The organism is Acidobacteriota bacterium (genome assembly GCA_034211275.1).
Lineage (GTDB): Bacteria > Acidobacteriota > Thermoanaerobaculia > Multivoradales > JAHZIX01 > JAGQSE01.
Map to the genome: position 1 here is coordinate 30,522 of JAXHTF010000019.1, position 15,563 is coordinate 46,084.

The window sequence follows — 15,563 nt, forward strand, 5'->3', positions numbered from 1 at the left end:
AAATTCTCGAAGTACCCCAGCCAACGCTTCGCGGTGGTCTGATCGAGCAGTGAGCGCCGGTACTCGAGCTGCAGTTGCAGGACCCGCGGCAGTTCCGCCACCTCGAGAGAGAGATCGAATTTGGCCTCCCCCGCGGCCTCCCCCGGGGCCACCGGCCGCAGCCGGGCCGGGCCTCCTGCACGTGACCTTGCCACCTCCTGTGGACGGTACGCCAGAGTGAACATCACCTGGAACAGGGGTGATTGCTGCAACGAGCGCTCCGGAGCCAGCTCCAAGACCAGCTTCTCGAACGGCAGCCCCTGATGCTCCTGGGCCGCCATCACCCGCCGGCGGGTGCGCCGCACCAACTCTTCGAAGCTCGGACCGCCGGCGAGATCGCTGCGCAAGACCAAGGTATTGACGAACAAGCCCACCAGGTGCTCCACCTCCGGCCGCTCCCGATTGGCCACGGGAGTTCCGACACACAGCTCGCGCTGCCCCGAGAGCCGGGCGAGGAGGAGGTGGAAGGCCGCCAGCAGGGTGTGGAAGAGAGTCGCTCGCTGCCGCAAGCTGAAGTCCCGCAGCACTTGAGCCAGGGCGGGGGATAGATCGCGGCTGGCGACGCCCGCCGTAACGGAAGGCACCGGTTCCCGAGGGCGATCAAAGGGCAGGTCGAGGGTGTGGGACACCTCCGCCAGCTCCCGCCGCCAGAATTCGAGCTCCCGCTCCAACCGGTCTCCGGACAGCTCCCGCCGCTGACGAGCGGCATAGTCGGCATATTGCTCGGGAAGCTCCGGCAGCCCCGCGGGCTCCCCGGTGACCGCCTGCTGATAGAGCGCCAGTAGCTCGCGGGGCAAGATTTCCATGGACCAGCCGTCGCCAGCGATATGGTGCAGGTTGAAGGCGACGATCCAGCGATCCTCGGCGGTCCGTAGGAGCCGCACCCGTAGCGGCGGCTCGTCCTGCAGGTCGAAGGGCCGAGCCGCTTCCCGGCCTAGAAGCTCCTCGGCTTCGCCCTCGGGGTTGCCCAGCCCGCGCAGGTCCACCACCGGCAGCAGACCGCCAGGTGCGGGGTCCACCACCTGCCAAAGTTGACCGTCGATCTCCACGAAGCGGGTGCGCAACACCTGCTGGCGCTTGATCAACTGCTCGACGGCTTGGGAGAGGGCCACCGGATCCAAGCCCTCGTCCACCGCCATGGGCATGGGCAGGTTGTAGGCGGCACTCCCTGGATCCAGTCGCTGGATGAACCACATTCGCTGCTGAGAGAACGACAGCGGGCCGCCTCCGCCATGGGCCTCACCCTCATGCTCATCGGAGCCGGGGCCCGTCCCGCCGCCGGGAGGATCCTCGGGACCCTCGGCGTCAGCGACCGTCAGAAGACGGAGAAAATCTTCCAGCACGGACTCCATCCGCGCCCTCGAGAAGCGGTCCGACGGATAGTGAAGAGCGATCCGGGCACCCCCCTCCTCGAGCTCCAGATCCCATAGCCAGTGGAATTCCTGCCGGCGGCGAATTGCCTCGCCGAGGCTCACCTCCAGGTCGCCGATCTTCGCCCGGCGCTGGCTCCAACGCCGGATCCGGAACGCCACCGGCAGCAGAGGTCCCAGGTCCAGAGAACGGGTGGGAAAGAGCATATCCACCAGCTGCTCGAAGGGCAGCTGCCGGTGCTCGTAGTCTTCCATCAGACGAGCCCTGGCCTGATCGCAGATTTCCTGCAGCGAGCTCTCCGGTTTCAGCTCCAGGCGCAGCGGAAGCGTCTGCTCCACTGGACCGATGAAGGGCTTCGGAACAGCTTCTTCCTGTTCCCCCTCGCGCCAATCCACCAGTAGACCCAGAACCAGATCCCCGGTGGCGCCGTGGCGTTGCAGCACCCGGCCCAGCACCCCCGCAACCAGGGAAGCCAATCCCATCGAACCGCGCCTTGGGCTCGGGAACAGCGTTTCTAGATGCACCCGATCGAGCTCCCGCCGAAGCACCCGGACACCCTCGTCTGTCGGGGAAGCCGAAGGATCGTCGGGGAGCGACCAAGATCCCGTCCAGCCGGCGAGCCGCTGCTGCCAGTAGGCCTGCTCTCTGCCCAGGGCACTGCTGGTGGCCATGGAGTGCTGCTCGGCCGCCTGCTCGGCAAAGAAGAAGCGGCGCCGCTCGAAAAACTCCTCGCCGAGGCCAATGCGGTTGTAGTGCCGGATCAACTCCCGCATCCAGACAGCGGCCGAGGGATCATCGGCCACGGTGCCATGAAGCGTGACCAGCAGGGAATGGCGTTGCCGGGACAGACGGAATAGCCGCACTCGCTGCGGTGGGCCTTGCTCGAGGTCCAAGCTAGCCAGACTCTGGATCCTCCCGAGGCGGAGTCGCTCTTCCTCGGCAATCTCCGGGGGCAGCCCTCCGAGATCGAGGACGGGCAAGGTCGCCCGCTGAGCCTCCGCCAGATCGCGCACCGCTCCGGCGGCGGCGGCCTGCTGAACGGGCCCCGCCGACCCCATGAAGAAGACCGTCGCCAACAACGGCTGGGAGAAGATCAGCCTTCCCAGGGCCCGATGTAGCGTCTGCACGTCCAAGGGGCCTTCCAAGGTGATCGGCCAGGTTCCCTGGAAGAGCGCCCCACCGGGCTGCAGGCGCTCCTTCAGCCACAGCCTCTGCTGGACGAAGGACAGAGGTCCTCTGAGCATCTTCTCGCCCCTCTCCTCCTCCGTGGCCGGTCCCTCCCTAGCGTTCTTCGCCTTCTCTTCGTCGATGAAAGCGGCGAGCTCGGCCACCGTCGGCCGGTTGAAGATCTCAAATAGAGGAACCGAGACCTCGAGAGCCTGGTGCAACCAGGCCACCAGACGGATGGCCAGGATGGAATTGCCCCCCAGCGCGAAGAAATTGTCCGTCACGCCGAGATCCTCGATCTCCAGGGACTTGCTCACCGCGGCCGCCACTACCTCCTCGGTTTTCGTTCGGGGCGCCACCCTCTCACCCTCCCGAATCGCCTCCAAGAGGGGCAGCGCCCGCCGATCCAATTTGCCGTGGGGTGTCAGGGGAAGCTCGGGAAGTTGAAGGATGGCCGAAGGCACCAGGGCAGGGGGTAGCCGCTCTCCCAGGTACAGGCGCAGATCTTCCGCTTGCAGATCCTGGTCCGTGGCCGGAACCGCGTAAGCCACGAGCCGAGCCTTCTCGGTGCCGGCCCGTTGAACTACCGCCGCTCCCCGGGCCACCTTCGGATGCGAAGCCAGCATCGCCTCGACCTCTCCGAGCTCGATGCGATGTCCCCGCAGCTGTACCTGATCATCCCGGCGCCCCAGGTATTGCAGCTCTCCGTGGGAAAGCCAGCGGGCCAGATCGCCGGAACGGTATAGCCGGAGACCGGGCTCGGTGCTGAAGCCGTGAGGCACGAAGCGCTCCGCCGTCAGCGCCGGCCGCCCGAGATAGCCGCGGGCCAAACCCGCTCCACCGACGTAAACCTCTCCCGGGGCTCCCTCCGGCACCGGGCGTCCCGCTGCGTCGAGGAGGAAGACCTGGAGGTGAGGCAGGGGCCGGCCAATAGGGCTGCCTCCGGCCTCTGCGGAATCTTCGCGGGTCAGCCACCGATGGGTGACATGCACGGTGGTCTCGGTGATCCCGTACATGTTGATCAACCGTGGCTGCTCATCCCCACGCTGCTCGAACCAGGGACCGAGGGCCGCAACGTCGAGAGCCTCGCCTCCGAAGACCACGTAGCGCAGCGCCGGCTCCCGCCGGGCATCGGATGACTCGCCGGAGATCGCCGCCTGAGCCTCCACCAGCGGATAGAAAGCGGAGGGCGTCTGACTGAGCACCGTCACCCCCTCCTCTATCAGCAGGCGGCCGAAGTCCTCCGGGCTCCTCGCGGTCCAATACGGCACCATCACCGCCCGGCCGCCGTGGAGCAGCGCCCCCCACAGCTCCCACACCGAGAAATCGAAGGCATAGGAATGAAAAACAGTCCAGACATCGTCGGGGCCGAAGCGGCAGATCTCCTCACAGCCGCGAAACAGGCTCGAGACCTGCCGGTGGGTCACCGCCACACCCTTGGGCCGGCCGGTGGAGCCGGAGGTGTAGATGAGGTAGGCCAACGCGTCGACAGATCCGCCTGCCGGCAGCGGACCCGGCGGGATCGCCGGCTCCTCGTCGGCCTCGGAATCCGCCCGCAGAATCTCCCCCGAGAAGGGAGGCAGATTCCCTTGGGTAGCCTGATCGGTGATCAAGACCTCCACTCCGGCATCCTTCAAGCAGAAGCGCAGGCGCTCGTCGGGATAGTCCGGATCCAGGGGCAGATAAGCACCTCCGGCGCGCAGCACCCCGAGGATCGCCACCACGATCCAGCGGCTGCGCTGCAGGCACAGCGCCACCAACACCTCCGGTTCCACCCCCCTCCGGGCCAGGGCGCAAGCCAGGCGGGTAGCCAACCCATCGAGCTCACCGTAGGTGACGGTGCCGTACTCGTCGCTCAGGGCAACCGCCTCGGGACGCCTACGGGCCCACCGAGCGAAGACCTGATCCAAGGTCTCCGCCGGGGACATCGCTCGCCGGCCCATCGGTGTCCCCGAGGACCACTCCACGGCCAGCTGGTGCCGTTCCGCTGGCGTCAGCTGCTGCAGCTGGCTCAGCTTCCGCCCTCCGCTCTCCGCCAGCTCCAGCATCAGGGTCTCCACCTGGCCCAGCAATCGCTGCACGGTGGCGGTGGTGTGCCGGGCCTGATCGAATTCCATCTCCAAACCGAGTTCGGGCCCTGGATGGGCCACCAGATTGAGCGGGTAGTGAGATCGCTCGTCAGAGGTTTCGCTCTCCGGCTCGTCCACCGTCAGACCGTCGGCCGGCGCCACCTTCGAAAGATCCAAGGCCTCATTCTGGAAGACCAGGAAGCTATCGAAGAGGGAGGTGTCGTTGGGGACCTCGCTCCAGCGCTGAACATCCGCCAGGGCAGCGTATTGGTATTGCTGCATCTCCATCTGGCGCTCCAGGAGGTCCAGCAGCCACTCTCCGACGGGGGCTTCCGGACGCACCGTCGCGCGCATGGGGAGGGTGTTGATAAACAGGCCGATCATCTCCTCCACCCCCTCGAGCTCCGGCGGCCGGCCGGAGAAGGTGACGCCGAAGACCACGTCCCGTTCACCGCTGTGGGTGGCCAGCACCAGCGCCCAGGCTCCTTGGAGGAGGGTGTTGAGGGTCACCTGCTGACGGCGGGCTCCCGCCACCAATCGCGCCTTGACGTCGGCCGGCAGGAGGCGGTGGGTGGCGGCGTGGATGCGCCGAGAGGAGCCGCCGGCATCTCCCCGGGGCAGCGGCGTCGGCGCGCGGAAACCGGCCAGGGAGCTCTGCCAATACGCCTGCGCTGCCTCGCGGTCCTGGCGCTGAAGCCACGCGATGTAGTCGCGGTACGGACGCCGTTCGGTGAGGTCCGGGGCCTGGCCCGCAGAGAGGGCTGAATACACCCCCAGGAACTCGCTGAAGAGCTCGGGAATGCTCCAACCGTCGGCCATGCTCTGGTGCAGGGTGTACACCATCCGGTGCTCGGTGTCGGTCTCGCGCACCAGCAGAAAGCGCAGCAGCGGCGCCATGGAAAGATCGAACCCCTCGAAGCGATCTTCCTCCAGGTATTGGGCCAGGGCGTCGGCGCGGCCGTCGGCGTCCAGATGCCGCCAATCCTCCACTCGCACTGGAATCTCGGCGGTGGCGTGGACCACCTGCAGCGGCCCCTGCAGGGCCTCCCAATGGTAGGAAGTCCGGAGCACGGCATTGCGGCGGGCCACCAGCTGCCAGGCCTGCCGGAACCGCTCGATGTCCAGCCCCGAAGTGAAACGATAGCTGGATTGGGCGACGTAGTCTCCTCCCTGGGGCTCGTAGAGGGCATGGAAGAGCATTCCCTCCTGGGTGGGAGAGAGAGGATAGACATCCTCGATCTCGTCCTCTTCCGGCAGCGCCGCCACCAGCCCCTCCAACTCCCCCCGCGTGAGCCGGGCGAGCGGGAAATCCACCGGTGACCAACGCTTCCCGTCCAGGGCCCGCGCTTCGGCGACCAGACGCTCCACCGCCCGGGTGAAACCCGCGGCCATCTTCTCGATGGTCTGCCGGCGGTGCAGTTGCCGGCTGTAGCGCCAAGAGACCTCGATCCGGCCCTCGAAGGAAGCCGCCTCGACGATCAACAGGTGGGTGCGAAGAGCCCCGGCGCCGAACTCGTCGCCGATATCTTCCTGCACCACCTCGAGGGTCCTGCCGGGCTCCTGCTCCCCGGCCTCCCCATCGGCTTCCGCCGCGGGTCCGGCGGTCGTCCCCAGGTGTCCGAGGTTGTTGAACAGGAGCGGCGGGGACGGCATGTCCGTCAGTCGTGATCGCACCTCCTCCGGCCCATAATCCCGCAACCAGCCAAAGCCGAGACCGCGAGATGGGATGGTCCGCATCGTCTCCTTGACGGTGGTCAGCGCATCCAACGGCTCAGACCACGCCTCCAGATCCAGGAGCACCGGGCAGAGGGTGGCGAACCAGCCGATGGAACGCGATAGATCGAGCTCGGCTAAGGGACTCTCTCGACCATGGCCTTCGACCTCGACCCACAGCCGACGGCCCAGGGGCTCTGCTCCCGCCGGCATGGCCCCGATGGCCTCGACCACAGCGGTGAGCAAGACCTCGTCCAAGCGCGTGCGCACAACCGCCGGGATGTCCGTCAGCACGCCCGCGGTGAGCTCCTCGTCGAGAGTGACCACCACCGCGTCCTCGGAGATCTGAGTGTTGAGGCCATCCTCGAAGTCCAGCGGAACCGGGCTCGGCGCCTCCGCGGCCCAGGATCGCCAGTGGGGGATCTCCGCCTCGAAGCCCCCCGCCCCGGTGAATTCCTGCAGCCGCCGGCTCCAATCCAGGAAGGACGTGGTGAGAGGCGGCAACTCGGCGGGTTCCGCGTCTTCCTGCTGCCGCAGAGCGAGCTCCAAGTCTTCCGCCAACACCTGCCAGGAGACATTGTCGACGATCAAATGATGAGCGATGAGCACCAGCCGCTGCTCCCCACCAGACGGCTCGGCTTGGTCGCCGGCATCCTCGCCGGGCACCTCGAAGAGCACCGCCCGTAGCAGCGGCGGGCGGTGCAGGCGGAAGCTCTCCTGCAGCGCCGAGGCGGCATCCTCCAGGCCCCTGCGCCAGCCTTCGGCCAAAGCTCGCAGATCCACCGTCGCCCACGGGATCGCCAGCTCCGGTGGCAGCACTTCCTGATGCCAGCCCCCTTCGGCTCCTTTCCCGGTCTCGCGACGAAACGCCAACCGCAGGGCGTCGTGGCGCCGCACCAGGCGCTCCAGGACCTGCCCCAGCCGGCGCCCCTCGATGCGCCGCCGGGGGCGCAGACAGACCGATGCGTTGGTGTGGGTCGGCGACTCCAATCCCGCTTCCAAGAACCAGCGCTGAATCGGCAGCAGCGGCACCGCGCCCGATTGCGGCCCACGCTGCAATGGCTGCTCTTCCGCCACCGTGGCCGCCGCCGCCAGCTCCGCCACCGTCGGGTGCTCGAAGACCTGCCGAGGAGTGATGCGCAACCCGTCCCGCCGCAGCCGCGAGACAATCTGCAAACTGAGGATGGAATCTCCGCCGAGGGCGAAGAAGTCGTCCTCCCGGGCAACCTCCTCGACTCCCAGCACCTGGCACCAGATCTTCGCCACCGCCATCTCGGCGCCGGGCCGGGGAGCCTCGGCCTCTCCCGTGCCGTCGGCCCTGGGTTCCGGCAGGGCCGCGCGATCGATCTTGCCGTTGGCGGTGACCGGCAGCTCCCTCAGCAGCTGGAGAGAGGAGGGGACCAGATGGTCCGGCAATCGGGATCGCAGCTGCCGGCGCAACGCCTCCGCGTCCAGATCGCGACCGGGAGACACCACGGCGTAGGCCGCCAGCCGGGCACCGGCAGGGCCTGAAACCGCCTTCACTGCAGCGCCTTCGACACCCTCCAAGGCGCCCAAGACCGTCTCCACCTCACCGGGCTCAACGCGGAAGCCCCGCACTTTCAGCTGTTGATCGACGCGCCCCAGGAAAGCCAACCGGCCGTCGTCGAGCCACCGCCCCAGATCTCCGGTGCGGTACATGCGGTGACCCCCGGCAGCGGAGCCATCGCCGGCCACCGCCGCCAGCGGGCAGGGCAGGAAACGTTCGGCGGTCCATCGGGGGCGACGGAAGTAGCCCCTGGCCAGGCACTCCCCGGCGATGTAGAGCTCACCGGGCACCCCTGCCGGAACGGGTTCCTCCCCCGGCCCCAGAACCAGCAACCGGGATCCGGCGACGGGCCGGCCTATGGGCAGATCCTCTAGCTCCCGAGGTGGCAGCTCGCGTGCCCCTGGCGGCACGACCTGCAGGGCGTTGGTGACCGCCGTTTCCGTCAGGCCGAAGACGTATGCCAAGGGCACGCCGAAACGGCGCCAGCGGGCCAGCGGTCCCGGAGCTGGCTTGTCGCAGCCCACCAGCAGCCATCGCAGGCTCGCCGGCGGCCGGGCATCGGAGGCGCCCAAGGACTCGACCCAGATTTGCCACACCGCCGCCGGCAACTCCATCACCGTCACTCCCCACGCCTCCACCAGCTCCGCCAGCCGCTCCACCGAGGGCAGCAGATCCTCCCCCGGCAGCACCACCGCCCCCCCCGCTGCCAGCACCGGGAAGACCTCCTCCACCACCACGTCGAAGGCCGGGGAAGCAAATTGCAGCACCCGGTCGTCCGGTCCGAGCCCAAGACGGCGGACCATCATCGCGACGTAGGAATCCAGCGCCCCCCGCGGGATCCCCACGCCCTTCGGCTCGCCGGTGGATCCGGAGGTGTAGATCAAATACGCCAGGCTGCTGGACTCAGAACCTGCCGGCGGGACCGGCACCGCCGGGGCCGTGCCGATGCTGGAGGAGCCTTCCAGAAGGCTGCCGTCCGGCGCCAAGAACAACGCCGGCACCCTCGGAGCGACCTCTTCGCCATCCTCTCCCACCACCACCTGGAGCCCCGCCCCGCTGCGCTCCAGCAGGCCTCGGCGATGAGCCGGAGGATGGGCCGGATCCAGGGGCAGGAAAGCAGCCTCCGCCCGCAGTGCGGCGAGCAGCGCCACCACCAAAGCGGGCTCCCGTCCCGCGGTCACCGCCACCACCGTCTCCGGGCCGGCGCCTCGGCTCCTGAGCTCCGACGCCAGCGATTCGACCCGCTTGGACAGCTGGGAGAAATTGATCTCCAGAGTCCCGCCAGCGACCTCGACCACCAGCGCCGGATGATCCGGAGACCGCCGCCCCCAAGCCAGGATCTCTTCCAGGGCAGAGGCCGGCGCCTCCCCTCCGTGCCCCTCCCGGGCCGGCGGCCGGGACCACTCCACCCGCAGTTGATGACGCTCGGGGGCGGAGAGCAGCGACAACTCCCGCAGCAGGCCCCCGGACGCCGCCGTCAATCCGCCCAGGAGACGCTCGAGATGCCCCAGAAGACGCTCCACCCTCGGCTCGCCGATGCGACCGGCATCGTGCTCGATTTCCAGCAACAGGTCCCTTCCAGGGTGCACCGCCAGCCCCAGCGGCAGATGGGAACGCTCCTCCACCTCCGCCGCATCCCCGTCGGCGGAAGGATCCTCCTGGCTCGGGGTGTGAACCGCATCGGAGGGCAGGTTCTGGAACACGGTGTAGCTCTCGAACAGCGTTCGGCCCGCTCCCAGAGGGCTCCAGGACTGGATCTTCTGCAGCGGCACTGACGCATGGCTCTGCAGCGCCAGCAGATCCCCCTGCACTCGCTGCAGCCAGGCGCTGGAGCTCTCCCGAGGCTCCACCTCGACCCGCAGCGGCAGGGTGTTGATGAACAGACCGACCATCTCCTCCACGTCCGGGATCTCCGGCGGCCGACCGGCTACCGTGACCCCGAAGAGCACGTCCCGGCGACCGCTGTAACGGCTCAAGAGGAGGGCCCAAGCGCCGTTGAAGACCGCCGCCGGAGTCAGCCGCTGCTGCTGGCTGAAGGCCTGAATCCGGTCCCAGAAGTCAGCCGGCAGCCGCCGGGAGCGCTTGCCGTAGCGGGGCTCGGCGACGGGACGATCCACCGCCAGGGGCGTAGGCCCGGTGAGGCCCGCCAGACGCTCGCGCCAATACGCTTCGTCCGCCGTCCGGTCCCGGGCCTCCAACCAGGCGATGTACCGGCCGTAGGGCGGCGCCGGAGCGAGCTCCGGCGGCCGGTGGACGGCGACCAGCTCTCCGTAGCAACGCTCCAGATCCGACGTCACCAGAGGCATGCTCCAGCCATCGAAGAAGCCCTGGTAGTAGCTCCAGACCACCGTCCACCGGTCGCCGCCGCGGCGGGCCAACAGGAAGCGCAGAGGCGGCGGCACGGAGAGGTCGAATCCCCTGCGCCGATCCTGCTCCCGATAACGCCTCAGCTCCACCTCGGCATCCGCGGAGCGCAACGAGCTCCAATCCACGACCCGCACTTCGGGCGTGGCGGATCGATACACGGTCTGTAGCGGCCTTTCCAAGCCCTGCCAGTGAAAACCACTGCGCAACGCCTCGTGCCGGCGGATGACCCACTCCCAGGCGCGGACGAAGGTGCCGGGATCCAGAGAGTCGGTCTGCTCGGTGAGCTGAGCCATGTACAGGCCGTCGTCCGGCTCCGCCAAGCTGTGAAAGAGCATTCCCTGCTGCATCGGGGACAGGGGATAGATATCCTCGATCTCCTGCCCTGCTTCCAAACCCTCCAGGAGCCCCTCCAGCTCGCCTTGGTCGAGGCCCGCCAGGGGGAAGTCCGAGGGCGTGAGAACCGGCTTCTCCAAGCCTTGGCAATGCTCCACCAGCTGGCGGAGAGAGGTCTCGAAGGCGTCTGCCAGAGCCCGGATGGTGGACTCGTCGTGAAGGTTCTCGCTGAAGCTCCAGTCGACGCTCAGGGCACCATCGGTCACCGAAGCGCCAAGCTCCAGGACATAGGGCCGGGGGCCGTCGGTCTGCGGCGGCTCACCGGCTTCTCCCAGGAGCAGCCGGAAGGGCAGGTCGGAGTCCAGGCCGCGGTCGAGCTGACCGACATAGTTGAACAGGATCTGCGCCGGTGGCTGTTCTGCCAGGGCCTGGCGGAGCGGCTCCGGCCCATAGCTCCGCAGCAGCCCCCAGCCCAATCCCCCGCGGCCGGGCACCGACCGGAGCTGCTCCTTGACCGCCGGCAGCAGCTCTCCGGGTTCTTCGCCTCCTTCGGCCTCCAAGAGCACCGGGTAGATGGCCGCCAGCCAACCGACGGTGCGCGACAGGTCCGCTCCGTCGAGGATCTCCTCCCGACCGTGCCCTTCCAGATCCACCACCAGAGGCCCAGCGCCGGCCCACTGGCTCACCGCCCGGGCGAGGGCCGCCAAGAGCACCTCGGCAACGTTCATGCGATAGACCCGCGCCGGCTCCGAGAGCAACGCCGCGGTGACCGCCGGATCCAGCCGGCTGCTCACCGTACGATCGCTGCTTTCGACATTCGCACCGTCCGGATGGTCCAACGGCACCGACCTCGCCGCCCGCCGCCGAGCCGACGACCAATAGGCTTCCTCTCCTTCCAACCCTCCCTCCTCGACGAAGCGCCGCAGATCTTCAGCCCACTGGAGCACGGAGGTAGACCTTGGAAGCAGGGCCGGCTCGGCAGTGCCGTCCCCGAGCACTTCGGCCTCGGCTTGCCGGTATGCCTCGACCAGATCCATCACCAAGATCTGCCACGACACCGTATCTACGACCAGATGGTGGGCCACCATCAGCAACCGCTGTGACTCCTCGGGACCGAAGTCGAAGAGCACCCCCCGGAACACGATCCCGGCTCCCAGGTCGAGGCCGCGCTTCAAGCGCCCGCCGATCTCGATCAACACCGTCTCGCGATCCTCCGGCTGCAGGCTGGAAAGATCGTAGACCTCGAGCAACCGGGGACCGTGAGGCTGGAGTACCGGCGTCTCGGCGGAACGCAGAATCTCCTGGCTCCATCCCTCGTCTCCCCGGCGAAAGCGGGTCCGCAAGGCATCGTGATGCTCGACCAGGACCCGCAACGCGGTTTCCAGAGCGCCCGGCCGCCAGCGCTCGGTCAGAGCCAGCAGCACCGGCAGCTGGAAGAGCTCTAGCTCGTCGGGAGCCTGATCGAGATACCACCGCTGAATCGGCAACAGGGGAACCTCACCGAAGATCTCTCGGCGCTCCGCCACCTCCTCCGAGACCCGGGCCGCCGCTTGTGCCAGCTGCGCGACGGTGGGGTGCTCGAAGATCTGACGGGGAGTGATCTCCAACCCTTCCCGTCGAGCCCGGGCGGTCACCTGAATCGACAGGATGGAGTCGCCGCCGAGCTGGAAGAAGTCATCGTGGATGCCGACGGCGGGAACTCCCAACACTTTCGACCACACTTGCGCCAGCTTCGCTTCGGCCTCGTTGCGCGGCGCCTCGGCGCCTTGCTCGACGAGCTCGCCGCTACCGGCATCCGGAGAACCGGCGGAATCCCCAAGCTCGGCGAGAGCCTTGCGATCGATCTTGCCGCTGGGAGTCAGGGGGAGCGAGGTCAGACGCACGAAGCGTCCGGGAATCATGTACGCCGGCAGCGTCGAGGCCAGCGCCGGCCCCAGTTCCAGCTCCTCCTCGGTGGCCGGGACGACGTAAGCCGTCAGCCGCAGGCTGCGGTTGCGCGATGAAGCCAACACAGCAGCGGCGCGCACCTCCGGCAGAGCGAGCAGGGCGTGCTCGATCTCCCCCAGCTCCACCCGGTACCCTCGCACCTTGACCTGCTGATCTTTGCGCCCTAAAAACTCCAGCTCGCCGTCGTCTCTCCAGCGACCGAGATCTCCGGTTCGGTACCGTCGAGCCCCAACCTCGGCGGCCAACGGATCCGGCTGGAAGCGGTCAGCGGTCAGCGCCGGCCGCCGGTGGTATCCCCGGGCGACACCGGTCCCTCCGATGAAGAGCTCACCCTGAATACCCACCGGCGCCAGGTCTCCGCGGACATCGAGAAGGTAGACCCGGCTGCCACCGACCGGCCGGCCGATGGGCAAGTCGAGGGATCCGTCGGCGCTCAGACGGTAGATCGTCGAGGTCACCGTCGTCTCGGTCAGGCCGAAGACGTAGAGCAGGGGTATCTCCCAGCCACGCCAGATGGCGAGCTGCTCCGGGGCGGGCCGCTCGCAGCCCACCAGGACCCTGCGAAGATCCGGCGGTGGGCTCTCGCCGGACTCCGCCAGCGCCATCACCCACTGCTGCCAGTAGGCCGCCGGCAGCTCCATCCCGCTGACTCGATGCGCCGCGAGCACCTGGTCCAGCTCCGTGGTGGACAGCAAGAGGTCACGACCGGGCACCACCACCGCGGCACCGGCTGCGAGAGCCGGGAACACCTCCTCCACCACCACGTCGAAGCCCGGAGAAGCGAATTGCAGCATCCGGTCGCCGGGTCCGAGCTGCAACTGACGGGACATCTCGACGGTGTAGGCCGCCGCTGCGGCATGGTCCACCACCACCGCTTTGGGCTCCCCGGTTGAGCCCGAGGTATAGATGGCGTAGGCCGCCGCGCGGGGATGGCAGAGAGCCGCGGGCCCGAGACCGGCAGCTCCGGATCGCGGGGCTTCTCCGTGGACACCCGGGGCGGCGAGCTCCAGCCGGGGCACATCCGGGGGCAGCCGGGGAGCGGCCGCCGGCTGGGTCACCACCAGCGACACAGCGGCGTCTCCGATCATCCACGCCAGGCGCTGCCGGGGATAGGCGGGGTCGAGGGGCAGGAAGGCGCAGCCGGCCTCCAGAATTCCGAGCATCCCCACGATCAAGGACGAAGACCGCTCCGCGCACAGGCCGATCATCTCGCCGGGGATCACCGCTCGATCGCGGAGATCCTGCGCCAAGGTCCGCGCCTCCTCCGCCAGCTCTCGGAAGCTCCAGCGGCGCTCGTCATCGATCAGCGCCAACGCTGCGGGAGCTTCTCGGGCCTGCGCCCAGACCAGCCCGTGAAGGCTCGACTCGGGATCCGCCACGGGCGGCCCCACAGATGCCTGCAACAGGTCTGCCCGCTCGGCGGGAGTGAGCAGCGGCAGCTCGCCCACCGGTCTATCCCCAGCTTCGGCCAAGGACGACAGAAAGGTCGTCAAGAGGCCTGCGAGGCGCTCCACCGACGCCGGAGCGAAGCGCGGCCGCTGGTATTGCAGCTCGAAGCCGAGACGGTCGCCGGGCTCGACCAACCAGATCAGTGGAAAGACCGCATCCTCGAAGAGCTCACTGCTGCGAATCTCCAAGCCTTGATCGGCCCCCATCTCTCCGCCCTCGTCGCTCGGCGCATTCTGGAAGGCGATGGCGGACAGGAAGAGAGGCTGGTCCGGCGCGAGATCGATCTGCCTGCGAATGGAAGAGAGGGATAGGCTTTCGTGCTGGCGGCCGAGGGAGGTACGTTGTTGCAGCTCTACCGCCAGCGCCGGGAGAGAGCATCGTGGATCGATCTCGACGCGTATGGGCAGCGTGCTGATGAATAGACCGACGATGGAGTCGACGCCCGACAGAGTGGCCGGTCGGCCGGAGCCGATGGCGCCAAAGACCACCCTGCGGCGGCCACCGAGGTGCCAGAGCACCACCGCCCAAACGGTCTCCATCAAGCTGTTGAGAGTGATGCCGTGACGCCGAGCCAGCTCTTGCAGGCTCGAGGAAGCAGCGGACTCCAGTCGCCAGCGAAAGGCGCCGGATCTCGAGGCAGCGTCGGCCGCCTCCCCGGGCAGCCGGACGGGGGTGGGCAACTCGACCCCGGCGAGCTCCCGGCGCCAATAGTCCATCGCTTGCTGCGGATCCTGACGCGCTAGCCAGGCAATGTAGTCTCGATAGGGAACTGCAGGCGGCAGCTGCACTGGGACGCCGTTGGACTCGGCGTGGTAGAAGGCCATCAGATCTTCCAGGATCATCGGCATCGACCATCCATCCGAGACGATGTGGTGAACGGTCCAGACCAGCACATGCCGCTCCGGCGCCAGCCGTACCAAGGCGCAGCGCAGAAGCGGTGGCCACGTCAGGTCGAAGCCCCGGCGACGCTCCGCGGCGAGGAGCTCCTCGAGACCGGCGCTTTGTTCCCGAGCAGATCGATGACGCCAATCCTCCCGGGACAGCTCGAAGGACACATTCCTCAGCACGACCTGCAGTGGCCGATCCAGCTCGCTGTAGAGAAAGGCCGTGCGCAGCACCGCATGCCGGCGGATCACCGACTGCCAAGCGGCTTCCAGGGCTGCGTCGTCGATCTCACCCCCGAGCTCTGTACTGCTCTGCAGGATGTATGGATCCGACTCGGCGGCGAGATGCTCGAAGAGCATGCCTTCCTGGATGGGAGCCAGGGGATAGACATCGGCGATCTGCGCTACCGAGCCCCCTGGGTCCTCCGAGAAACGGTCCCTCACCGCGCCGGCCAGCTGATCGGCCTCGTCCTCGGAGAGACGCGCCAGGGGAAAGTCCTCGGGTTGGATCGACTCCGGGCCGAGGGGCCCCTCGGGGAGACCGCCGACCAGCTCCCGTAGGGTCTCCAAGCAGCGCTCAGCCAATGCCTCCACCGCACCTCGGGGGAATCGCTCTGTGCTGAACTCCCAATCCAGCGCCAGACGGACACCCTTGTCGGCACCACCGGCCTCCCCCGGCACCGGTTCCAGTCGGGC

Annotated in this window: 1 protein-coding gene (only partly in view); it reads right to left on the minus strand. The window is 68.1% G+C overall.

The whole window is internal to a non-ribosomal peptide synthase/polyketide synthase gene (locus SX243_05485; protein ID MDY7092412.1) on the minus strand: the coding sequence, 32,811 nt in all, runs 12,640 nt past the left edge and 4,608 nt past the right edge, and what appears here is coding positions 4,609–20,171 — codons 1,537 (complete) to 6,724 (partial); the first complete codon in reading order (the gene reads right to left) occupies positions 15,561 to 15,563. Both the start codon and the stop codon lie outside the window.